At 61.0% G+C, this 21,539-nt stretch carries 19 protein-coding genes; 10 read left to right on the top strand and 9 right to left on the bottom strand.

Annotated features, from left to right (window positions below; translation table 11 throughout):
• Positions 1-57 precede the first annotated feature (57 nt).
• The 3 genes from ASG55_RS06340 (at position 58) to ASG55_RS06330 (ending at position 3,182) form a co-directional block, all read left to right on the top strand.
• Positions 58-1,074, top strand: a complete 1,017-nt coding sequence (locus ASG55_RS06340; RefSeq protein ID WP_056784603.1) for an arginine N-succinyltransferase — start codon at positions 58-60, stop codon at positions 1,072-1,074.
• 49 nt (positions 1,075-1,123) lie between these two features.
• Positions 1,124-2,158, top strand: coding sequence for an arginine N-succinyltransferase (gene astA, locus ASG55_RS06335; protein WP_056784601.1), 1,035 nt, complete (start codon positions 1,124-1,126; stop codon positions 2,156-2,158).
• A gap of 154 nt (positions 2,159-2,312) precedes the next feature.
• Positions 2,313-3,182, top strand: coding sequence for an isocitrate lyase/PEP mutase family protein (locus tag ASG55_RS06330; RefSeq protein WP_016774123.1), 870 nt, complete (start codon positions 2,313-2,315; stop codon positions 3,180-3,182).
• Between the two features lie 105 nt (positions 3,183-3,287).
• On the opposite strand, the gene ASG55_RS06325 is transcribed toward ASG55_RS06330, so the two are convergent.
• The 3 genes from ASG55_RS06325 to ASG55_RS06315 all read right to left on the bottom strand — a co-directional run bounded on the left by ASG55_RS06325 (position 3,288) and on the right by ASG55_RS06315 (position 6,509).
• On the bottom strand, positions 3,288-3,590 hold the full coding sequence (locus ASG55_RS06325; protein WP_056784599.1) for a hypothetical protein: 303 nt from the start codon (positions 3,588-3,590) through the stop codon (positions 3,288-3,290).
• A 401-nt stretch (positions 3,591-3,991) separates the two neighbouring features.
• A complete protein-coding gene (locus tag ASG55_RS06320; protein ID WP_056784596.1) occupies positions 3,992-5,227 on the bottom strand; it encodes a M20/M25/M40 family metallo-hydrolase in 1,236 nt (411 codons plus the stop codon).
• A 208-nt stretch (positions 5,228-5,435) separates the two neighbouring features.
• A complete protein-coding gene (locus tag ASG55_RS06315; RefSeq protein WP_056786785.1) occupies positions 5,436-6,509 on the bottom strand; it encodes a diguanylate cyclase in 1,074 nt (357 codons plus the stop codon).
• 188 nt (positions 6,510-6,697) lie between these two features.
• Between ASG55_RS06315 and ASG55_RS06310 the strand changes: the two genes are divergently transcribed.
• The 7 genes from ASG55_RS06310 (at position 6,698) to ASG55_RS06280 (ending at position 15,647) form a co-directional block, all read left to right on the top strand.
• Positions 6,698-8,152, top strand: coding sequence for a flavin-containing monooxygenase (locus ASG55_RS06310; protein ID WP_056784592.1), 1,455 nt, complete (start codon positions 6,698-6,700; stop codon positions 8,150-8,152).
• 21 nt (positions 8,153-8,173) lie between these two features.
• Positions 8,174-9,100: an alpha/beta fold hydrolase gene (locus tag ASG55_RS06305; RefSeq protein ID WP_056784590.1), complete on the top strand. Its 927-nt coding sequence runs from the start codon at positions 8,174-8,176 to the stop codon at positions 9,098-9,100.
• Positions 9,101-9,263: 163 nt separating this feature from the next.
• Positions 9,264-10,763, top strand: coding sequence for a glycolate oxidase subunit GlcD (gene glcD, locus ASG55_RS06300; protein ID WP_056784587.1), 1,500 nt, complete (start codon positions 9,264-9,266; stop codon positions 10,761-10,763).
• The gene (gene glcE, locus ASG55_RS06295) at positions 10,763-11,812 is read left to right on the top strand and encodes a glycolate oxidase subunit GlcE (RefSeq protein WP_056784585.1); all 1,050 of its coding nucleotides are present in this window, start codon (positions 10,763-10,765) and stop codon (positions 11,810-11,812) included. The genes glcD and glcE overlap by 1 nt, the downstream gene beginning before the upstream one ends.
• A gap of 2 nt (positions 11,813-11,814) precedes the next feature.
• The gene (glcF, locus tag ASG55_RS06290) at positions 11,815-13,035 is read left to right on the top strand and encodes a glycolate oxidase subunit GlcF (protein WP_056784582.1); all 1,221 of its coding nucleotides are present in this window, start codon (positions 11,815-11,817) and stop codon (positions 13,033-13,035) included.
• 88 nt (positions 13,036-13,123) lie between these two features.
• Positions 13,124-14,512: a 2-oxoadipate dioxygenase/decarboxylase HglS gene (hglS, locus tag ASG55_RS06285; RefSeq protein WP_056784579.1), complete on the top strand. Its 1,389-nt coding sequence runs from the start codon at positions 13,124-13,126 to the stop codon at positions 14,510-14,512.
• 307 nt (positions 14,513-14,819) lie between these two features.
• Positions 14,820-15,647, top strand: coding sequence for a glycosyltransferase family 2 protein (locus tag ASG55_RS06280; RefSeq protein WP_056784574.1), 828 nt, complete (start codon positions 14,820-14,822; stop codon positions 15,645-15,647).
• Between the two features lie 323 nt (positions 15,648-15,970).
• Here the strand turns inward: ASG55_RS06280 and ASG55_RS06275 are convergent, their stop codons facing one another.
• The 6 genes from ASG55_RS06275 to ASG55_RS06250 form a co-directional block, all read right to left on the bottom strand.
• Entirely contained in the window at positions 15,971-16,555 is a 585-nt protein-coding gene (locus tag ASG55_RS06275; protein WP_056784570.1) for a hypothetical protein, read from the bottom strand.
• Positions 16,556-16,641: 86 nt separating this feature from the next.
• A complete protein-coding gene (locus ASG55_RS06270) occupies positions 16,642-16,842 on the bottom strand; it encodes a hypothetical protein (protein WP_056784567.1) in 201 nt (66 codons plus the stop codon).
• Positions 16,843-16,853: 11 nt separating this feature from the next.
• The gene (locus ASG55_RS06265) at positions 16,854-17,096 is read right to left on the bottom strand and encodes a hypothetical protein (RefSeq protein WP_056784562.1); all 243 of its coding nucleotides are present in this window, start codon (positions 17,094-17,096) and stop codon (positions 16,854-16,856) included.
• A 137-nt stretch (positions 17,097-17,233) separates the two neighbouring features.
• On the bottom strand, positions 17,234-18,301 hold the full coding sequence (locus ASG55_RS06260) for a lipocalin-like domain-containing protein (RefSeq protein ID WP_056784558.1): 1,068 nt from the start codon (positions 18,299-18,301) through the stop codon (positions 17,234-17,236).
• The gene (locus tag ASG55_RS06255; protein ID WP_442101722.1) at positions 18,291-20,759 is read right to left on the bottom strand and encodes an FtsX-like permease family protein; all 2,469 of its coding nucleotides are present in this window, start codon (positions 20,757-20,759) and stop codon (positions 18,291-18,293) included. The genes ASG55_RS06260 and ASG55_RS06255 overlap by 11 nt, the downstream gene beginning before the upstream one ends.
• Positions 20,759-21,412: an ABC transporter ATP-binding protein gene (locus tag ASG55_RS06250; protein WP_016774109.1), complete on the bottom strand. Its 654-nt coding sequence runs from the start codon at positions 21,410-21,412 to the stop codon at positions 20,759-20,761. The genes ASG55_RS06255 and ASG55_RS06250 overlap by 1 nt, the downstream gene beginning before the upstream one ends.
• Between the last annotated feature and the right edge of the window lie 127 nt (positions 21,413-21,539).

Below are 21,539 nucleotides of genomic sequence, written 5' to 3'. Positions count from 1 at the left end.
GACAGTGATAGTCAGGTTCGGCGAATCGGCCGAACCTTTTGATACAGGAGTACATCCATGCTGGTCTTACGCCCAGTCGAGCAGAATGATCTGCCCCAGCTACAGCGCCTGGCCCGCGAGAGCCTGATCGGGGTGACTTCGCTGCCGGATGACAGCGAACACCTGCGCGAAAAAATCGCCGCGTCGTGCGCGTCTTTCGACAGCGCCGCCACAGCCCAGGGGCCGGAAAACTATTTCTTTGTACTGGAAGATCTCGAACGCCAGCAATTGGTCGGCTGCTCGGAAATCCTTGCCACCGCCGGTTTCAAGGAGCCGTTCTACAGCTTGCGCAATCGCCACTTCACCAGTGCTTCGCGGGAATTGAACATCGAGCATGGCGTGCCGGCGTTGTCGCTGTGCCATGACCTCAGCGGGCATACCTTGCTGCGCGGTTTCCACATTGACGCCGCGCTGGTGCGTACGCCGTTTTCCGAACTGTTGTCGCGAGCGCGCCTGCTGTTCATTGCTGCGCATGCACAGCGGTTCTCCGAAGCGGTGATCACCGAGATCGTCGGCTACAGCGACGAGCAGGGTCACTCGCCGTTCTGGGATGCGCTGGGCAAGCATTTCTTCGACCTGCCGTACGCGGAAGCCGAGCGCCTGTGCGGGTTGCAGAGCCGCACGTTCCTCGCCGAACTGATGCCGCAATACCCGATCTACGTGCCGATGCTGCCGCAAGCGGCGCAGGATTGCATCGGCCGCGTGCACCCGGACGGCCAGGAAGCGTTCGACATCCTCGTGCGGGAAGGCTTCGAAACCAACAGCTACATCGACCTGTTCGACGCCGGCCCGACGCTGTATGCGCGCACCGCGAACATTCGTTCGATCGCTGGCAGCCAGACCGCTATTGTCCGCCAACAAGTATCGACCGACGCCCGTGGCCGTTACCTGCTCAGCAACGACGCCCTGCATGACTACCGCGCGATTGTCACCGAACTCGACTATCACCCTGATCAACCGCTGCCCCTGACACCCGCCATCTGCGCGGCACTGAAAGTCAGCGAAGGCAGCTCGATACGGCTGGTCGCTCTGTGAGCCGCGTTAGCCATCCGCGCCTGAATCGGTACGCCAAAGGAGTTGGAGCATGATTGTCCGTCCGGTAAAAGTCAGCGACCTGCCAGCCTTGATGACCCTCGTCGAACAGGCTGGACCAGGTTTCACCACCCTTCCGGCCAACGAGGACCGACTTGCGCACCGGGTGCGCTGGGCGCAACGGGCGTTCGCCGAACAGGTCGAACGGGCCGATGCTGATTACCTGTTTGTCCTCGAGGATGATGAGCAGCGCGTGGTCGGTGTCAGCGCGATGGCCGGCGCCGTTGGCCTGCGCGAGCCCTGGTACAACTACCGGCTCGGGGTGACCGTCAGTTCGGCACCGGACCTGGGCATTCAGCGGCAGATCCCAACGTTGTTCCTCAACAACGAACTGACCGGCCAATCGGAGCTGTGCTCGCTGTTCCTGCGCCATGACCAGCGCAGCGGCAGCAATGGTCGACTGTTGTCGCTGGGGCGCCTGCTGTTCGTCGCCGAATTTCCGCACCTGTTTGGCGAGAAGATGATCGCCGAGTTGCGCGGCAGTGCCGATGAAAACGGTTGCTCGCCATTTTGGGACAGCCTTGGCCGGCACTTCTTCCAGATGGATTTCACCCACGCCGATCACTTGTCCGGCCTGGGCAACAAAGCCTTTATCGCCGAACTGATGCCGCGCCAGCCGCTGTACACCTGCCTGCTCACCGAACAGGCGCAGGCGGCGATAGGCCAGACTCACCCGAACACCCAGCCGGCGTTGAAGATTCTTCAAGCCGAGGGTTTCACGCACAAAGGCTATATCGACATTTTCGACGGTGGCCCGGTCATCGAAGCGCCGATCCGCAGCATCCGCACGGTGCGCGACAGCCTCGAACTGACCTTGAGCCTCGGCACCCCGGACGAGCAGGCGCCGCTATGTCTGATTCACAACCGCCGGCTGGAAAACTGCCGTATCACCGTGGCCCCCGGGCGACTGGTGGGCAACAGCCTGGTTGTCGATCGTCTCACTGCCAAACGCCTGCAACTGCAGCCGGGCAATTCAGTGCGCGCAGTGCTCCTGCCCCATCAACAGCAACATGCCGTGGCGGCCTGATATTTCCGGCACGGGAGATTAAACCTTTCAGCCGCCAGTCCTGCCGCGCAAATTCGTCATGATTCTTGACCCATTCGCGTGATAGCCTTTTCACTCTTCGGCGTTGACACCTTTGCTCAAGCCTTTCCATTCCTTATGTATTGGTGGAACTCGTATGACCAGGCTTTCCCATCAAGATTTGCGCCGTAACTTCCGTCAGCTGCTGGCCTCCGACACCTGCTACCACACGGCTTCGGTATTCGACCCGATGTCCGCCCGCATCGCCGCTGACCTGGGTTTTGAAGTGGGTATCCTCGGCGGTTCCGTGGCCTCCCTGCAGGTGCTTGGCGCGCCGGACTTCGCCCTGATCACCCTCAGCGAATTCGCCGAACAGGCCACGCGCATTGGCCGCGTCGCCCAATTGCCAGTGATCGCCGACGCCGACCACGGCTATGGCAACGCTCTTAACGTGATGCGCACCATCGTCGAACTGGAACGCGCGGGCGTCGCTGCACTGACCATCGAAGACACCCTGCTGCCCGCGCAATTCGGGCGCAAATCCACCGACCTGATCACCGTGGCCGAAGGCGTCGGCAAGATCCGCGCGGCGCTGGAAGCCCGGGTCGACACGGAAATGGCAATCATCGCCCGCACCAACGCTGGCATTCTGCCGAACCAGGAAATCATCAGCCGCACCCGCCAATATCAGGCGGCGGGCGCTGACGGTATCTGCATGGTCGGCGTGCAGGACTTCGATCAGCTGGAACAGATCGCCGAACATCTGACCGTGCCGCTGATGCTGGTCACCTACGGCAACCCGGCCCTGCGCGACGACAAACGCCTGGCCGAACTGGGCGTGCGCGTGACCATCGACGGCCATGGCGCCTACTTCGCCGCGATCAAGGCCACCTACGACAGCCTGCGCGAACAGCGGCAGATCTTCACCCAGGCCTCCGATTTGAGCGCGACCGAGTTGACGCACACCTATACCCAGCCGGAGGAATACATTCTCTGGGCCAAGGAGTACATGAGCGTCAAGGAGTGATGCACACGCTGCACCGGCCCCTTCGCGAGCAGGCTCGCTCCCACAGTTGAAATGCGGTCCCCTGTGGGAGCGAGCCTGCTCGCGAAAGCGTCTATTGCGGCACCGCTAAACCGGCGTCTTATACCCCTCCTCCCGCTGCGCCGCCCGCGCCTGAATCACATTCAAAATCGCACAGCCCTCGCGCATCAGCAGATGAACCGCGCTGGTCACCCGCGTCAGATCACAATCGGAGATGCCCTTGAGGTTGAGGCTGGCGAAAGTGTCGGCCAGATCGCGCACGACCAAAAACCGGTGCATCGCACAGGCGGCCATGTCGCTGAGTTCAGTGTGGGTATTGATGAAGAGCACCGGCGATTCGGCGTCGTAGGTGTCGATGGGGAGATAGCGCGGCATTACCTGGTCGGTCATAGAGTTCACTCCAGAAAGGTCAGGTTCTGTATTCGACCGGCCAAGATCGTCGCAGAGTTATCTGCGAACGGAGACTATAAAAGTCGCGCCCAACGGCCGCAACCAGAGCTTCTGTCGGACTTTTCGGTATTTTTTGTACGCCGTCCTCGACTGCCACTTTTCCCACAAAAGCCCCTCACCCTAGCCCTCTCCCAGAGGGAGAGGGGACTGATTGGGGGATGCTCTGGATCTGCGCCGACGTGGTGGACCGTGTTGAATGCGAAATTGAATTCAGCAGAAAATCTTAAGCTTGCCGCATTGACTATAAACAACACGGTCAGTCCCCTCTCCTGGGGGAGAGGGCTAGGGTGAGGGGTGAGTCAACTGACACCCCGCCCCAAACATTCACACCACCAATCCCATCACCGCGGCTTCGCCAACTCCATGATCATCCGCGACAACAAATAAATCCGCGGCGCCACGCTCGCCACTTCGGCATATTCCTCAGGCGTGTGAATATTGCCGCCGACAATGCCGAAGCCATCCAGCGTCGGCGTGCCAACGCCTGCGGACAGACTGGCATCCGCCGCGCCACCACTGCCCTCCTCAGTCAGCTTGCGGCCAATCTCGCCGTAAATTCCCTGGGCCATGGCCATCAGGCGATCCGACTCGGCCGTTTGTGGCATCGGCGGCAAACCGCGCTGCAAGGACGTTTTCACTTCGGTATCGGCAATCAACTTGTCCTGCGACACCCGCGCCAGATCCTTCTCGATACGATCGAACTCCTCCGGCACTGCCGCGCGCACATCCGCCTTGGCCGTGGCCTGATCAGGAATCACGTTGGTGCGATCGCCGGCCTTGAGCACGGTGAAGTTGATGGTGGTCTTCTTCGCCTCGTCACCGAGCTTGCCCAGTTGCAGAATCTGATGCGCCGCTTCCATCGCCGCGTTCCGTCCCAACTCTGGCGCGACGCCGGCGTGGGCGGCCTTGCCTTTGACTTCGACCAGCGCCGTCGCACTGCCCTTGCGCCACACCACCAGGCCATCGGCCGGGCGCCCCGGTTCGAGGTTGAGGGTGACGTCGTGCTGTTTGGCGGTTTTCTTGATCAGGTCGGTGGCGACGTCCGAGCCGGTTTCTTCGCTGGCATCCAGCAGGAAGGTGATCTGCGCGTAATCCTTGAAGTCGAGGTTCTTCAGCACTTTCAATGCGTAGATGCCGGCGACGATGCCGCCCTTGTCGTCCATTACACCCGGCCCGTAGGCGCGGCCGTCCTTGATGTGGAAAGGCCGCTCGGCGGCGGAGCCTTCCTTGAACACAGTGTCCATGTGCGCCATCAGGAGAATCTTCGCTTTCCCGGTGCCTTTGAGCGTGGCCAGCACGTGGTTGGATTTTTCCGGGGTGTTGGGCACCAGTTCGATGGTGGCGCCGAGTTTTTTCAGTTCATCGATGGCAATGTCGCTGACCTGTTTCAGGCCCGGCTCATAACCTGAGCCGGAGTCGATATTGACCAGTCGCTCCAACATTTTCAGGGCTTCGGGCTGATACTGCTCGGCATCGGCGAGCACTTGTTTGTGCGGTTCGGCGGCGTTTGCGGCCGAGAATGCGAGGGAAAGACCGAGGCTGGCGGCCAGTAGAGAGCGGGGAAAGGAGAACGTCATGAAGCAGTCCTTGTTTCGTGTCGGAGGGATTCAACCGTAACCGACATCGGCGCAAGGCTCTATAGCGGATGCGACACTGATCTAACCGACAACACATACCCCGGTGGGAGCGAGCCTGCTCGCGAAGGCGTCGTGGCAAACGATATTGATACCGCCTGACCCAGCGCTTTCGCGAGCAGGCTCGCTCCCACAGGTATCAGCTCGCCCGTCAGACCGAATCCAGCAGCGCCTGCCTCGGCTTGTTGTCGCTGTTGCAGATCACCCGATTGCGCCCACTGGCCTTGGCTTCGTACAACGCCTGATCGGCCTCATCCAGCCAACGCGTGGCGTCGGCATGGCTCGGGTCGTACGCGGCCAGGCCAATGCTCAGACTGACCTTCAACGCCGGGTTCTGCTCGTAGCCCATCACCGCAAAACGCTCGCGCAAGGCTTCCATCGCCTGAGCCGCGTTGAACAGTGGCAGCTCCGGCAGAATCACGCAGAACTCGTCCCCGCCATAGCGCCCCGCCACATCCGTGGCGCGCAGATTCTGTTTGAGCAGTTTGCTCAACTGGCGCAGGACGATATCGCCAGCGACATGCCCATAGGTGTCATTGATCGCTTTGAAGTGGTCGATGTCGATCAGCGCAATCGCCGCGCCCTGCTGCTGGCGTTTGCAGCGCTGGAACGCGAGGTTCAGCTGATCCTTCCACGCGCCATGATTGAGCAGGCCGGTCAGGCTATCGGTGCGACTCAACGCCAATAGCTCGCGCTTGTGCCGACCGAGGGTCGAGGCCTGGCGAAAGCAGATCCAGCCCAGCGCCAGCGGATACAGCAACAGCAACGGCAAACAGGCGTACAGCTGCAGCGGCGTTGTTGGCGGGATGAACGCCGGCGCAAACACCACCAGCCCCACGCCCATACCGAATAGCTGTGCCGCCGTGCCCGCCAGCAAAAAACGCCCGCCACCGATGGCGACGTTGTTCATCGCCATCATCGAAATCGTGGTAGCGCTGGGCAAGGGATTGAACTGCATGGCGGCGACCCAGAAGCCGCCCATGAATGCATCGATCAGCAAATTGCGGTGTTCGGCGCGAAACGGCACGCTCGAGCTTCGCGCCCATAGAAAGGCCAGATGCGGCCAGACCAGGCCGTTGAACAGCATCAGGCCCCACACCCACAGCGGCGGATCGAGCGCGTGCATCGCCACGCTGACACACATCAGCCCGAGCAGCAGCCCGAACACCCGCGACCTGTACAGCCTCCTGGCCAGTGAAAGTCCCTTTCCTCGCGTATTTCCCATAAGGGCCTCGACCGCGCGATGCATGGTTACATCCCGACAAGGATGTGTCCGGAGTCTATGAGGGCGCCGCTAAATAGCCATCACCGGCCAGCGGCCTGAATAGAGCGCTATCAGCGCCGCACGCGCGGCCCAGAGTTGGCTATAAATGAAAGAGGGGAAATGGAAAAACAACTATAAAAAGGGGGCACATGCATACCTACGCTGTGTTGATCATCGGCAGCGGTTTCGGCGGCCAGTGCGCGGCGGTCAACCTGCTCAAGGCCGGAATCGACGATTTTCGCATTCTTGAGCGACGCGACTTCTTCGGCGGCACCTGGTGCCAGAACACCTACCCCGGCGCAGCGGTGGACGTCCCGTCGCCGCTGTATTCGCTGTCATTCGCGCCCTACCGCTGGTCGCAGATGTTCGCCGAACAGGCGGAACTGCGTCGCTACACCGAACAGCTGATCGAGCAGTTCGGTTTACGCGAGCGCGTGGAACTGGGGGCGGATGTCGAGCGCGTCGAGTGGGACGAAGCGGAAAAGCATTGGTTGGTGCACACCCGCGCCAGAGGTACTTTCCGAACCCAATTCCTGATCAATGCTTCCGGGCCGTTGAGTCAGCCGGTCATCCCCAACTTTCCTGGGATGGATCGCTTTCAAGGCAAGACTTTTCACACAAACAATTGGGATCACAGCTACGACTATCGCGGTAAACGCGTGGCGATCGTCGGCAGTGGTGCCAGCGCCGCGCAGGTGATCCCGGCGATTGCGCCACAAGTCGAACACCTGCATGTATTCCAGCGCACGCCGCATTGGGTGCTGCCGCGTGCCGATCGCAAATTCGGCCGTTTCCAGCGCTGGCTGCTCGGTCTAAAGCCGGCGTACAAGCTGCTGCGCTGGCTGATCTACTGGCAATTCGAAACCCGGGTGATCGCCTTCAAATACTCGAGACCGGCGATTCATCTGGTCCAACAACATGCGCTGCGTTTTCTCAAGCGCCAGGTTCCGGACCCGCTGCTGCGGCAAAAACTCACTCCGGACTTCACCATCGGCTGCAAACGCGTTTTGGTGTCCAGCACGTACTACCCGGCGCTGAGCCGCGCCAACGTCACGTTGCACAGTCGCGAGCACGGCATCGCTTCGATCGACGAAAGCGGGATCAACACCGTGGACGGTAAGCATCTCGATGTTGATCTGATCGTCTGGTCGACCGGTTACGACGCCACCGACGGGGTAATTTCCTACCCGGTCAGCGGCAAAAACGCGGTGCAACTCAGAGATGTCTGGGCCGAATATCCCCGCGCCTACCTCGGCACCAGCCTGCCAGATTTCCCCAACCTGTTTATCGTCACCGGGCCGAACACCGGCATTGGCCACACTTCGGCGCTGTTCATCATCGAATCGCAGATGAACTACATCCTCGACTGCATCCGCACCGTACGAGCCAAGGGCCTGCGCAGCATCGAAGTGCGCCGTGACGCAGAACGTACCTACACTGCAATGATCCACCGGGAAATGCAGCGCACGGTGTGGAAGTCCGGTGGTTGCCACAGTTGGTACCAGAGCAAGAGCGGTCATGTGATCGCGATGTTTCCCGGCTTCAGTTTCAGCTATCACCTGCTGACCCGGGCGCTGAAACCGGCCGACCATATTTTGTCCTGAACACGTAAAAGGAAGACGTCGATGCTTTTGCTGTTTGTCGCACTCGCGGTTTTCGTGGCCTGGAGCTGGTTGAGTTACCCGGCGGTCGGCCATTGGCTGTACGACCTGGCCATGGCCAGCGAGGCCAGGTTGTACAAATTGCACAAGATCGAAGTGCCGATCGCCGAGATGACCGTGTCGACCTGGCAAGGCGGGCCGTACGAGGCGTCCAGCGCGATCCTGATGCTGCACGGCTTCAGCGCCGACAAAAACCTCTGGCTGCGCTGCGCCCGGCATTTCGTCCGTCAGTATCGGGTGATCATTCCGGATCTGGCCGGCCACGGTGAGACTGGCTTCAAGGCTGGCGGCGGTTACGACATTGCGGTTCAGGCCAAACGCATGATTCAACTGCTCGACGTCTGCGGCGTGGAGAAAGTCCATGTCATCGGCAACTCCATGGGCGGCTATATCGCCGCGTGGCTGGCGGCAACCTATCCCGAGCGCATCGCCTCGCTGGCGTTGATCGACCCGGCCGGCGTCACTGCACCGGAGCCGAGCGACATGGAGCGCCATCTGGCGCGCGGGCACAATCCGTTCCTGATCAACTCCCGCGAAGAATTTCAGCGCTTCTACGCGATGACCATGGAGTCGCCGCCGTGGGTGCCGAAGCTGGTGCTGGACGCCGTCGCCCAGCGCTACGAGCAACAACGTGACGAGCTCGAAGAAATCTTCCGCGACTTCCGCGCCAGCCCGCCGATGGAGCCGAAACTGGCCGAGATCAAATGCCCGGCGCTGTTGCTGTGGGGGCGCAAGGATCGCCTGATCGACGTCAGCAGCGTGCCGGTGTGGAGCAAAGGCATCGCCAATCTCGAAGTGGATGTGTGGGATCACGTCGGGCACATGCCGATGGTCGAACAGCCGGGAAATACCGCGCGGCTGTACGGGGAGTTTCTGGAACGACAGCGATGAAGATGGATACTCGCAATGCCCCAGGTTGCGCAACTGATCGTTCCCATGCTCTGCGTGGGAATGCCTCAGGGGACGCTCTGCGTCCAGTGACGCGGAGCGTCACGGGCTACATTCCCACGCAGAGCGTGGGAACGATCAACGGAGACAGAAGGTTGGCGTTCCCATGAACATTCTTTACGACGAACGCCTCGACGGTCCGTTGCCCGAGGTGAACAAGGGCGAATTGCTCAAGGCTCTGCAACAAGCCCTGCCGGACCTGGACATCCTCTGGCGCGAAGATGAACTCAAACCCTACGAATGCGACGGCCTCTCCGCCTACCGCACCACGCCAATGCTGGTCGCCCTGCCCCGTCGACTCGAACAAGTGCAAACCTTGCTGAAACTCTGCCATCAAAACAACGTGCCTGTCGTCGCGCGGGGTGCCGGCACTGGGTTGTCCGGCGGCGCGCTGCCACTGGAAAAGGGCCTGCTGCTGGTGATGGCGCGGTTCAACAACATCCTGCACATCGACCCCGCTGCACGTATCGCGCGGGTTCAGCCGGGGGTGCGCAATCTTGCTATCTCCCAGGCGGCGGCCCCGTTCGGCTTGTATTACGCACCGGATCCGTCATCGCAGATCGCCTGTTCAATCGGCGGCAACGTCGCGGAAAACGCTGGTGGCGTGCATTGCCTCAAGTACGGCCTGACCGTGCACAACGTGCTGAAAATCGAAGTGCTGACCATTGAGGGCGAACGTCTGACGCTGGGCTCCGAGGCGCTCGATTCAGCCGGTTTCGACCTGCTCGCCTTGTTCACCGGCTCCGAAGGCCTGCTGGGGATCATCACCGAAGTCACGGTGAAACTGCTGCCCAAACCGCAAGTTGCCAAGGTCCTGCTCGGCAGTTTCGACTCAGTGGAAAAGGCCGGCCGTGCGGTCGCTGAAATCATCGCTGCCGGGATCATTCCCGGAGGCCTGGAAATGATGGACAACCTGGCCATCCGCGCCGCCGAAGACTTCATCCACGCCGGCTATCCGGTCGACGCCGCGGCGATTCTGCTGTGCGAACTCGACGGTGTCGAAGCCGACGTGCACGACGATTGCCAGCGCGTACGGGAAGTCATGACAGCGGCCGGCGCCACCGAGGTGCGCCAGGCCCAGGACGAAGCCGAGCGCGTGCGTTTCTGGGCCGGGCGCAAAAATGCGTTTCCGGCGATCGGCCGGTTGTCGCCGGATTATTACTGCATGGACGGCACCATCCCGCGCCGCGAATTGCCCGCTGTGCTGCAAGGTATCGCCAGCCTCGGCGAGGAATATGGCTTGCGCGTGGCCAACGTGTTCCACGCCGGCGACGGCAATATGCACCCGCTGATTCTGTTCGACGCCAACCAGCCGGGGGAGCTGCATCGCGCCGAGGCATTGGGCGGCAAGATCCTCGAATTGTGCGTGAAAGTCGGCGGCAGCATCACTGGCGAGCACGGCGTCGGCCGCGAAAAAATCAATCAGATGTGCGCGCAGTTCAACAGCGACGAGTTACTGCTGTTTCATGCAGTGAAAGCCGCGTTCGATCCGCAGGGCCTGCTCAATCCCGGCAAGAACATTCCGACCCTGCACCGCTGCGCCGAATTCGGCGCGATGCACATTCACGCCGGGCAACTGCCCTTCCCCGAGCTGGAGCGATTCTGATGGCTGATTTCGACGCCGCCAACGCCCTGCTCGATCAGGTCAACGCCGCGCGGGCCAATGCCACGCCGCTGAAGATTCAGGGCGGCAACAGCAAGGCGTTTCTCGGTCGCGAGGTGGCCGGCGAAGTGCTCGACACCCGTGCTCATCGCGGCATCGTTCAATACGATCCGACCGAACTGGTGGTCACCGCACGTGCCGGCACGCCGTTGTCCGAGCTGCTCGCGGCGCTGGATGAGGCCGGGCAAATGTTGCCCTGTGAACCGCCGTACTTCGCCGACAGCGCCACGGTCGGCGGCATGGTCGCCACGGGACTGTCCGGACCTCGCCGGCCATGGTCCGGCTCGGTACGCGACTTCGTTCTCGGCACGCGGGTGATCACCGGCCTCGGTCAGCATCTGCGCTTCGGTGGCGAAGTGATGAAAAACGTCGCCGGTTATGACCTTTCGCGACTGATGGCCGGCAGTTTCGGTTGCCTCGGCGTGCTCACCGAAGTGTCGCTGAAAGTCCTGCCGAAACTGCGCCAGTGCCTGAGCATTCGCCTCGATATCGACTGCGCTCGGGCCTTGAGCAAACTTGCCGAATGGGGCCAGCAACCGCTGCCGATCAGCGCCGCGTGCCACGATGGCCGGAGCCTGTACCTGCGCCTGGAAGGTGGCGAAGGTTCGGTGACGGCGGCGCATCAACGGCTCGGCGGCGAGCCGCTGGATTCGGGTTTCTGGCGCGACCTCAACGAACAGCGCCTGAGTTTTTTCGACGAAGGTTTGCCGCTGTGGCGCCTGTCATTGCCGAACAATCTCGGCCCGCTCGAGCTGCCCGGCGAGCAACTGATCGACTGGGCCGGCGCGCAACGCTGGGTGAAATCCGAAAGCTCTGAGATTCACGCACTCGCCCATTCCTTGGGCGGCCATGCAACGTGCTTTACCCATGGCGCCACGGATTCGCCGTTTCAACCCTTGGCGCCAACCCTGCTGCGCTACCACCGGCAACTCAAGGCGCAACTCGACCCGCAAGGGCTGTTCAACCCCGGACGCATGTACGCGGAGGTCTAGCCATGCAAACCACCCTCAGCGAGCAATCGCGAAAATTGCCCCGGGCTGGCGAAGCGGAAAAGATCCTGCGCACCTGCGTGCATTGCGGCTTTTGCAACGCGACGTGCCCGACGTACCAATTGCTCGGCGATGAACTCGATGGGCCGCGCGGGCGCATTTATCTGATCAAGCAAGTGCTGGAAGGCGCACCGGCCACCGAGCAGACGCAGCTGCATCTGGACCGCTGCCTGTCGTGTCGCAACTGCGAAACCACCTGCCCGTCCGGCGTCGATTATCACAACCTGCTCGACATCGGCCGTGCGGTAGTCGACAGCGCGGTGCCGCGCCCTGCCGCTCAGCGCTTGCTGCGCGAAGGCTTGCGTGCGTTGGCGCCGAATCCGGCTGTGTTCAAAGGCTTGCTGCGCATGGGCGCGACCTTTCGACCGCTGCTGCCGCGCCTGCTGGAAAGCAAACTGCCGCAACACTTGGGTGTTATGGGGTCGCGCCCCGCTCCTCGGCATCCGCGCCGGGTGTTGTTGCTCGAAGGTTGCGTGCAACCGGGTCTGTCGCCGAACACCAATGACGCGACGGCGCGGGTGCTCGATCGTCTGGGCATCAGCGTCACTCCGGTGAGCGAGGCGGGTTGCTGCGGCGCGCTCGACTATCACCTCGACGCTCAGGGCAAAGGTCTCGACCGCGCTCGACAGAACATCGACGCCTGGTGGCCGCACTTGCAGAATGGCGCCGAAGCCATCGTGCAAACGGCCAGCGGTTGTGGCGCGTTCATCAAGGATTACGGGCATTTGCTTGCGGACGACCCGATCTACGCCTCGAAAGCACGGCGGATCAGCGAAATGACTCGGGATCTGGTGCAAATCATCGCCGAGGAACCGCTGGAGCAAGTGTGCGCCGCCAGCGAACGACGCATCGCCGTGCATTGCCCGTGCACTTTGCAGCACGCACTGAAACTCGGCGGCGCCGTGGAAGCCGTGCTGACCCGACTCGGCTTCAACCTCACACCAGTGCCGGACGGCCATTTGTGCTGCGGCTCGGCGGGCACCTACTCGCTGACCCAACCGGTGCTGGCGCGGCAACTGCGTGACCATCGACTCAACGCTCTGGAAAGCGGCCGGCCCGAGTTGATCGTCACTTCCAATGTGGGCTGTCAGAGCCATCTGGCGAGCGCCGGGCGCACGCCGGTCAGGCACTGGATCGAGCTGGTGGATCAGTCGTTGGCAGAATGAAGTTCGTAGGATTCTTCGTTTGCCCGCGTGGGCGAAGGCTGCGATCTTTTCCGGCATCCATTTCGTCACCGTGGCAGGAATTTTTTTCATGACCGTGCAGCCGTTCGTCAACCCCGACCTGATCCGCCAACGCTTCTCCCGAGCGATGTCCGACATGTACCGCGAAGAGGTGCCGCTGTACGGTGCGCTGATGGAACTGGTGGAAAAAACCAACCGCGAAGTGCTGGCAGGTCAGCCAGACATCGCCGGGCAACTCAAGCGCACCGGCGAAATCGATCGGTTGGACATGGAGCGCCACGGCGCTATCCGCGTCGGCACCGCGAGCGAACTGGCCACCCTCGCCCGCCTGTTCGCGGTGATGGGTATGCAACCGGTGGGTTATTACGACCTGACCCCAGCGGGTGTGCCGGTGCATTCAACGGCGTTTCGCGCGGTGCATGAAGAAGCGCTGCAGGTCAGCCCGTTTCGCGTGTTTACCTCGTTGCTGCGCCTGGAGCTGATTGAAGACGCTGAATTGCGTTCGTTTGCCGAGTCGGTACTGGCCCGTCGTTCGATTTTTACTGAAGAGGCGTTGCGCCTGATTGAACAGGCGGAAACGGCTGGCGGACTGAATGACGACGAAGCCGCAGAATTCGTCCGACAGGCCCTGGAGACTTTTCGCTGGCACCACAGCGCCACCGTCAGCGCCGCGCAGTACCAGAAACTCAGCGCCCAGCACCGCTTGATCGCCGATGTCGTTGCGTTCAAAGGCCCGCACATCAACCACTTGACCCCACGCACGCTGGACATCGACACCGTTCAGGAGCAGATGCCTGCCCATGGCATCACACCCAAAGCGGTGATCGAAGGTCCACCACGCCGCAATTGCCCGATCCTGCTGCGCCAGACCAGCTTCAAAGCGCTGGACGAGCCGATCGCCTTCACCGATCAGCCCGAAACCCGTGGCAGCCACAGCGCGCGCTTCGGCGAAATCGAACAACGCGGCGCAGCTCTGACACCCAAGGGTCGCGCGCTGTATGACCGCTTGTTGAATGCCGCTCGCGATGAACTGGGCGACTTCCCCAATGAAGCCAATGCCGCACGCTACGACGCGCTGATGACGCAGCACTTTGCCGAATTTCCTGACAGCATCGAGGGCATGCGCGAACAGGGGCTGGCGTACTTTCGTTATTTCGCTACGGAAAAGGGCATCGCGGCGCACGGACTTGGCGAATCGTCACTGGAGGATTTATTGCGCGAAGGCTACGTGAAAGCGGAGCCGCTGGTGTACGAAGATTTCCTGCCGGTGAGCGCGGCGGGGATTTTTCAGTCGAACCTGGGGGATGCCGCACAGGCGCATTACGCCGAACAATCCAATCGACATGCTTTCGAACAGGCGCTGGGGCGTTCGACCATTGATGAGTTGGGGTTGTATGCCGAGACGCAACGGCGGTCGATTGAGGAATGTGCCGAAGTGCTGCGGATCAAACTGACCTGAATTTGCGCCGTTCTATTGTAGGAGTGAGCCTGCTCGCGATAGCGGTGTAACAGTCGCCGATGATGTGAGTGGAAAGACGCCTTCGCGAGCAGGCTCGCTCCCACAGGTTTTGCGGATGGACCGCCGTTCAGGACAAGCGACAAAACCAAATGGTCGCTGCATCTATTGGAAAACAATGTCGGATCTGAATTATCCCGCTTGTTTTCACAAACCAATCAGATCGGCAAATTAAGCTTCACCTAAGCTTCCCTCGCTAGCATCCCGGCTCATCAACCTGTCGTCTTGAGCCGTGATGAGTCCCTCCGACATGAAAGCCTTCGATCTGCCTACCCAGCCGCATCCCGACTTCAGTCTTGTTCTGGTCAATTACAAAACCCCGGACATCACCCGCATGTGTCTGGAACTGTTGCGCGAGCATGTTCAGGCGCAGGGCATTCCAGTGTGGGTGGTGGATAACGATTCGGCGGATGCCAGCCTCGATTATTTGCGTTCGCTGGACTGGATCAATCTGATCGAGCGGCCGTCGCCCGGTAAGGAAATGGGGCATATTGCCCATGGCAAGGCGCTGGATCTGGCCTTGGCGAAAGTTGAGACCGATTATTTGTTTCTGCTGCACACCGATACCTTTGTCTACGACATGGAAGTGTTCGCGATGATGATGCGCGAATGCACGAAAAGTGCGGACATGGCGGCGGTCGGTTGTGTTGAGCAACTTGATCGTGGGTTACTGCGTGATACCTGGCGGTTAACTTCGCGGTTCTGCAAACATCATGTTCGTCGGCTAAAAGTTCATTTCGGCCTGCGTTCGAAACCACCACGCCCGTATAAAGAAACGCATCTGAAAAGTTTCTGTACGCTGTGGAATGCGCGTTTGATGAAGTCGCTCGGGCTGCACTTCTGCATGGATGAGGAGGTGCCTGGTTACACGCTTCAGGATCGAATGGTCGGGTTGGGCTATGGCGTCAGGTTTCTCTCGCCGCGGAAGATCTTCCGCTACCTTGATCACATCCAGGCCGGCACCGTCGCGGCGGCAGGCACATATGGCAAGGATCATCGCCGTACAAAAATGTACCAGCAGACACTCAAGCGCTTGCAGGGGCAGCATGGCAAAACCGGTATGCAGGCTTCGACTTGATCGAAAACAATAAAAAAGGGCGACTGCAAAGTCGCCCTTTTTGTTTGCAGATTCTGTATACAACTTTCGCCAGTAGTGGAGTTCGCCCAGTGTTACGGCCTGGCAATCCTTGCACCGGTAAAGAGCCCTGACACTGGGCGAACGCCGAGGATTTTAATTCAAACAAGTGGACCTGTCGTCATGGGCAAACATGAAATTTTTGCACTGAAAAGTTAAAAACTGTGTTTTACCGATTTATCCCGGGAATTGTCTTACAAAAAACTTTATATGATTGCTCTCATACATAAAGTTGTACAAGAGCAATAAACTTGTAGAGTTAATACTCAACTATCGTGCTGACTGGTCACTTTCAGGATATCGGTATAAGTGACAATAACGCTCTGCCCTACTTTCAGATCTTTCAACTTGGCCTGAATCTCCGGCTTCTTCACATCGAGCGTCTTCGATTGTCCGGACGGATCTTGGAGGGTGACCTGATTGGTCTTCAAATCGATTTTGCTGATTTTCAGCTGCACCTGAACCTGACGATAGGCCTCGCCGCCCGGGTTATCGCTGCCCGGGGCCTTGCGCAGTTCGCCGGTACGTTCGGTGGTGCCTGGCAGACCTTTATCCACGTCTGTATCGAGATAAGCGGCGACAGATCGCTGCACCTCGATCTTCACCAGGTCCCCTACTTTGAGATTGGCAAGATTTTTCGCTTTGTCGCTGAGCTGAACGTGGACCTGACGTCCCTCGGGGCCTTCCAGCACGACCTGGTGATGGGCCGGGTCGACGGCGAGCACTTTGGTGGTAACGGAATCGGCCTCAACGACGGCAGATAACGGAATATCGGCAGCCAGAGCGCCGAAACTGGCAGCAGAAAGCAGCGTTGCGAGAGTGATGGCCTTGGCCAGAGCGTCGAGCTTCATATGCATTACTTTCCCTGTGATGAAATGGCGACGCCCGCCACCGAAACGACTTCAGCAGCAGGCGTGCCAGTGAGCATAGACGCTGTTCAGGGCTTGACTTGGGTTTGTGGCCCACGGGTATGTGGCTTGGCAGTCTCTTGGGCGGTGGATTCGCCACTCGGCGTGCCTTTGCCGCTGTCCTGCCGCTGCTTGGGATCGGTCGGGCGCAGGGCATCATTGTCGCGCTCGGTTTCACCGGCCGGGCGTGGTTCGTCGGGGTTGTCGTTCTGGTTGCTGGTGGTATTCATGGCAGGAGTCCTCAGGCTTCGGGATCTTCGAGTTCGCGGGCGACGTTGACCTCGGGTGACTGCTTGTGCAGATCGTCGGCTTTGGCGCGCATCAACTGCCATTGCTCAAGATCGATTGCGCCTTGGCCGAGCAGGTCATCGGCGATGCGTTGCAGATCGAGGTAGTGAGCGTCAGGGGAGTTCTGCCAGTAGGCTTGATCGTCGAACAGACGCTGCCAGGTGTCGAGGTCTGGGGGTTGCAGGTCGTCGCTCATGGGTGAGTCCGAAAATGGCGGGTTTCTGGGTAGAGCGGAGAGCGCTGGCGAGAGTTCCAGTCAGTTAACTCAGCGGTCACAGCGCTGACGCTTTCGCGAGCAGGCTCGCTCCCACAGGGAAGAAAGCGGTGCCGCCGTTAATACCCGGTCATTTCCAGATAGCCCTGGCCAGGATGGCTGCCATCGACCTTCACCGGCCCTTCCCAATAGGGAATACGCAAATCCATCCACGCATTGCGGTTGATCGCGTCAACGCTGATATCGAGTTTCTTGTCAGGAATGCGGATCGACCATTTCACCGGCATCGGCCGATCAGCAACCTTGGCCGTATCCTGCGGCACAAGGCTGATCTGCTCGCTGCGCAACGTCTGAATCTGCCCGTCAGCGGCGATCCAGGTGCCGGTCAGATAAGGCGCGCCGGTCTTCTGCCGCATGCGATAAAGCATCACGTGTTCGCCGCTGTCCAGATGCAGCGAGAACCAGTCCCAGCCAGTTTGATTGGCGGTGAGTGGCTGACTGCTCCACTCGCGATCGAGCCACGCCGGGCCGCTAACGGTGTAGGTCTGGCCGTCGATCTGCAGCGTGCCGCTGGCCTGGAAAAATGGCTGGCTGTAGTAATACGACGCCTGGCCTTCTTCGGATTTCTGGCTGAAACCCTGGTCGCCTTGCAGCACCAGCGGTCGGCTGGAGGTAAGGCGCAGTTGATAAGCGAAATTCTTGTCACGAGCACTGAGTTGCATGTCGCGCAACGGATCCTGCGCCTGACTGGCAAACATCCAGTCATCGATCCACGCCTCGAACGGCGCCAGGCGCACGCCGGCCTGGCCTACTCCGCCCCGGGCGTAGCGCTCGGCGGCATGATGCACCGAGCGCGAAGTGACTGCCGCATGGCCCAGCCAGATCGTTTGGTTGCCCCAACCGGCCTGCTCGGCGACGGGTTTCAGGGCGCTGCGAAACAGCGTCCATTGCACGCCGAAATCATTGCCCTGCTGATCCTTGAGGTTGGCGGTGACGTACCACCACTCAATGCGAAAACCATCATGCGCGCCATGATCGGCCGGGAAGCTGAATACCCGTCCGGGCACCACCGGGGTGAACGATTGCGCCTGATCGCCCATGCCGGCAAAGCCCTTTTCCTCCGGTGCAGGCTGATCGCAGCCAGCGAGCAGCAGCGCAATCATCAGCACGAGCCATTTAGTCCTCATGGGCAAACGTCCTCAGCAAGTCCGCCGGTTGTGTGCGGTACAGCGAATACAGCGGCCATGCCGAAGCCAGTAAAGTCGCGAGCAAGGCCAGGCCCATCAGTTGCAACAACTGCAACGGGAACACCCGCAGCGGCAGTCGCCAGCCGAACGCCTGCACGTTGATCACCGCATCGAGGCACCACGCCAGGGCGATGCCCAACGGCAGCGCCAACAGCAACGTCAATACGGCAAGCAGCCAGGTCTGACCGAGGTTGAGCAGCATCAATTGTTTGCGTGTAACGCCCAGCGCCCACAGCGGTGCGAGCTGACTGAGGCGACTCTGGCTCTGAGTGAGCAGACTGATGAACAGCGCCACACCCGCCACGGCCAGGGTCAGGCTGTTCAAAGCTGCTGTCGCAGCAAATGTGCGTTCAAAGACTTGCACCGACCAGCCCTTGAGCCGCGCCTGATCGACGATGCGGTTGTCATCCAGCGCAAAACGCGCCTGCAAGGCGTTGAGCAGCGCCGGAATCTGCGCTGGGTCGATACGCAGATTGAAGCGGTTCGGCGTGAGTTGCGGCCATCCGCGCAGCAGGTGCTCACTGCTGATCAGCACGTGCCCCTTCGGATTGCCGTAGTCGGCGTAGATGCCGACGATGCGCGGCGACCATGTGCCGTTCGGCGTGGGAATGTTCAGATGCTCGCCCGGCTTCACTTTCAGGCGTCGCGCCAGTTGTTCGCTGAGCATCACCGCATCGTCCGTGGCCAGTTTGCCCCACGGATCGCTGCCACTGCTGTCGAGCAACGGCCAATGCTGGCGATAGTACGAGTGGTCGATGATGCCGTAGACATCGGCCGGCCAGCCTTGCAGCGTCACCGAAACCTGCCAGTTGGGCAGCACAGCGGTCACGTTGCGCTGCTGCTTGAGCCAACTGTGCATCTCGCGGGCCTGCGCCGGGTTGGCCGGGTTGACGTACAACTCGGCGCTCAGGCGTTGTTCGAGCCAGTCGTTGAAGGTCTGGCGAAAACCGGCGGTCATGCTGCCGGCGCCGATGTTGGCGGCGAGCGCCAACAGCAGCGCCATCAGCGCCAGACTCAGGGCTGGCAGTTGCTGGCGGCAGTCGGCGAGAAACCACTGGCCGAGCACCGAACGACTGCGCCCGAGCAACGGGTTCAACAACGCGCTGAGCAACACCGGCAAGGCCAGCGCGGCACCGAGCAACAGCCCGGCCATGAGCACGAAACCGCTGCTCAGGCTGTCGCCCCAGATCAGCGCTGCCAGCGCAATTGTCAGCAGCGCTGTCGCCAGCCAACCCTGTCGGCGCAACCAGCGCGAATACTGTTGATGCCAGGCCTGCGGATCGGCCACCGCCAGCAACGGCAGGCGCGCCGCCCGCAGCAGACTGTTGGCCCCGGCCAGCAACGCGCCGAGCAGGCTCAGCCCTATGCCGCTGAACCACCACCAGGGACTCAAACGCAACTGCCCCGCCACTTCCGCGCCATACAAACCGCGCAGGCTGGCGGCGACGTCCGGCAGCAGCACGCTGGCCAGCCAATAGCCGCTGATCACACCGAACAATCCGCCGATCAGCGCCAGCACACCCAGTTCAACCGCCAGACATGCGATCAGCATTCGTGCACTGACGCCACAGGCGCGCAAGGTGCGCAGCAAACCTCGGCGCTGTTCCAGAGCGAGGCCGATGGCGGCGTGGACGATGAACAGGCCAACCAGAAACGACAGAAATCCAAGGGCATCGAGATTGAGGTGAAAGCTCTCGGTCAGCCGCGCGAGATTGTTTTCTTCGCCGCTGCTCTTGAGCTGCAAGCGATCGTTGAAACTCGCTGGTAATTCTTGATGAAAGTCCTTGGGTAGCAGCAGTCGCGACAATTGCTCGGGTTGTTCGAGCAGGCGCTGCGCTACGCCGATGTCGACCAGCAACAGGCCCGGCGCCATGTCCTTCTGCGCGAGCAGTGGCGGCAGGGTTTGGCCGTTTACGGTTTGCGGTGTATCACCTTCGCGCAAGCCGAGCATTTGCAGGGTGTCCGGAGAAATCCAGGTGCTGCCCGGCGGGCTGAAAAATTCGACGATGCGCTCGATCGGCATCGCCTGCCCGGCCACTGCCGAATCCGTCGGCAGCGACACCGGCTCGATGCCCATCACCTGAATCCGCTGGTCTTCGTGGCCCTTGAGCGTCAGCCGGCCCTGCAACACCGGCGACACCGGCCAGCCCTGACGGCGCAATTCGATAAACCAGCGCTGGGGAAACAGTGCCCCATTCGGCGTGCTGAGGCTGGCCTGCGGTTCGCCGCCGATCATCTGGCTGGCCCGCGCGTAGCTGTCACGTGCCTGACTGTTCAGCGCCTCGACGCCAGTGAGCAGACTGGTGGCCAGCCACAACCCGGTCAGCACGCTGAAAAACTGCACGGGATGGCGCCGCCAGTGGCTGAGCAGCGCGCGCAGGGTTTGCCGCCAGATCATCAGGCGACCCGCCCGTTCGACAACACCACACGCTGGGCCAATCGCGCCGCGACGCGCTGACTGTGGGTGACCATCAGCAGGGTCGTCGGCGTGTCATCGAGCAATTCCAGCAACAGCCGCAGCACTTCATCGCTGGTCGCTTCATCGAGGCTGCCGGTGGGTTCATCGGCCAACAGCAATTTCGGCTGCGAAGCCAATGCTCGGCCCAAAGCGACTCGTTGCTGCTGACCGCCGGAGAGTTGCTCGGGATACCGCGAGAGCAGATCGCCCAGACCCAGACGCTGCACCAGATGCGCTTGCCAGCGCGGCTCATGGCGCCCGGCCAGGCGCGCCTGAAAGGCCAGATTGTCTTCCACGCGCAGACTGCCGATCAGGTTGAACTGCTGAAACACCAGACCGATTTCCGTACGTCGCCAGTTGGCCAGTTGCGCTTCGCTCATGGCTTCCAGACGATGTTCACCGCTGCGGATGCTGCCGCTGTCGACCTTGTCCAGCCCCGCCACCAGATGCAGCAGCGTGCTTTTGCCACTGCCCGATTCGCCCATCAGCGCCAGGCTGCCACCGGCCTCCAGCGTCAGGTCGACGCCTTGCAGCACCGGCAACAATCCCTGTGGCGTGGCATAGCTTTTGAAAACGTCGCGAACCTCAAGCATGGGCAAACCCGATCAGTGAACCTGGGCCTAGGATAGCGGCCCTGAATGGTTTTTGTCCGCTGATGATCATCGTCAACCCAGCGCCGCGCCCTAAGCTGCTGGCTGTTCGGCCATAACGATAAAAAAA

Source organism: Pseudomonas sp. Leaf434 (genome assembly GCF_001425545.1).
Taxonomy (GTDB): Bacteria; Pseudomonadota; Gammaproteobacteria; order Pseudomonadales; family Pseudomonadaceae; genus Aquipseudomonas; species Aquipseudomonas siliginis.
Note: the sequence above shows the minus strand (reverse complement) of the source record. Positions and strands in the feature narration are given on the sequence as shown.

Excerpts from the sequence above, each read along its gene's own strand:
- ASG55_RS06340 (WP_056784603.1), top strand. The coding sequence starts at position 58 with ATGCTGGTCTTACGCCCAGTCGAGCAGAATGATCTGCCCCAGCTACAG.
- astA (WP_056784601.1), top strand. The coding sequence starts at position 1,124 with ATGATTGTCCGTCCGGTAAAAGTCAGCGACCTGCCAGCCTTGATGACC.
- ASG55_RS06330 (WP_016774123.1), top strand. The coding sequence starts at position 2,313 with ATGACCAGGCTTTCCCATCAAGATTTGCGCCGTAACTTCCGTCAGCTG.
- ASG55_RS06325 (WP_056784599.1), bottom strand. The coding sequence starts at position 3,590 with ATGACCGACCAGGTAATGCCGCGCTATCTCCCCATCGACACCTACGAC.
- ASG55_RS06320 (WP_056784596.1), bottom strand. The coding sequence starts at position 5,227 with ATGACGTTCTCCTTTCCCCGCTCTCTACTGGCCGCCAGCCTCGGTCTT.
- ASG55_RS06315 (WP_056786785.1), bottom strand. The coding sequence starts at position 6,509 with ATGGGAAATACGCGAGGAAAGGGACTTTCACTGGCCAGGAGGCTGTAC.
- ASG55_RS06310 (WP_056784592.1), top strand. The coding sequence starts at position 6,698 with ATGCATACCTACGCTGTGTTGATCATCGGCAGCGGTTTCGGCGGCCAG.
- ASG55_RS06305 (WP_056784590.1), top strand. The coding sequence starts at position 8,174 with ATGCTTTTGCTGTTTGTCGCACTCGCGGTTTTCGTGGCCTGGAGCTGG.
- glcD (WP_056784587.1), top strand. The coding sequence starts at position 9,264 with ATGAACATTCTTTACGACGAACGCCTCGACGGTCCGTTGCCCGAGGTG.
- glcE (WP_056784585.1), top strand. The coding sequence starts at position 10,763 with ATGGCTGATTTCGACGCCGCCAACGCCCTGCTCGATCAGGTCAACGCC.
- glcF (WP_056784582.1), top strand. The coding sequence starts at position 11,815 with ATGCAAACCACCCTCAGCGAGCAATCGCGAAAATTGCCCCGGGCTGGC.
- hglS (WP_056784579.1), top strand. The coding sequence starts at position 13,124 with ATGACCGTGCAGCCGTTCGTCAACCCCGACCTGATCCGCCAACGCTTC.
- ASG55_RS06280 (WP_056784574.1), top strand. The coding sequence starts at position 14,820 with ATGAAAGCCTTCGATCTGCCTACCCAGCCGCATCCCGACTTCAGTCTT.
- ASG55_RS06275 (WP_056784570.1), bottom strand. The coding sequence starts at position 16,555 with ATGAAGCTCGACGCTCTGGCCAAGGCCATCACTCTCGCAACGCTGCTT.
- ASG55_RS06270 (WP_056784567.1), bottom strand. The coding sequence starts at position 16,842 with ATGAATACCACCAGCAACCAGAACGACAACCCCGACGAACCACGCCCG.
- ASG55_RS06265 (WP_056784562.1), bottom strand. The coding sequence starts at position 17,096 with ATGAGCGACGACCTGCAACCCCCAGACCTCGACACCTGGCAGCGTCTG.
- ASG55_RS06260 (WP_056784558.1), bottom strand. The coding sequence starts at position 18,301 with ATGAGGACTAAATGGCTCGTGCTGATGATTGCGCTGCTGCTCGCTGGC.
- ASG55_RS06255 (WP_442101722.1), bottom strand. The coding sequence starts at position 20,759 with ATGATCTGGCGGCAAACCCTGCGCGCGCTGCTCAGCCACTGGCGGCGC.
- ASG55_RS06250 (WP_016774109.1), bottom strand. The coding sequence starts at position 21,412 with ATGCTTGAGGTTCGCGACGTTTTCAAAAGCTATGCCACGCCACAGGGA.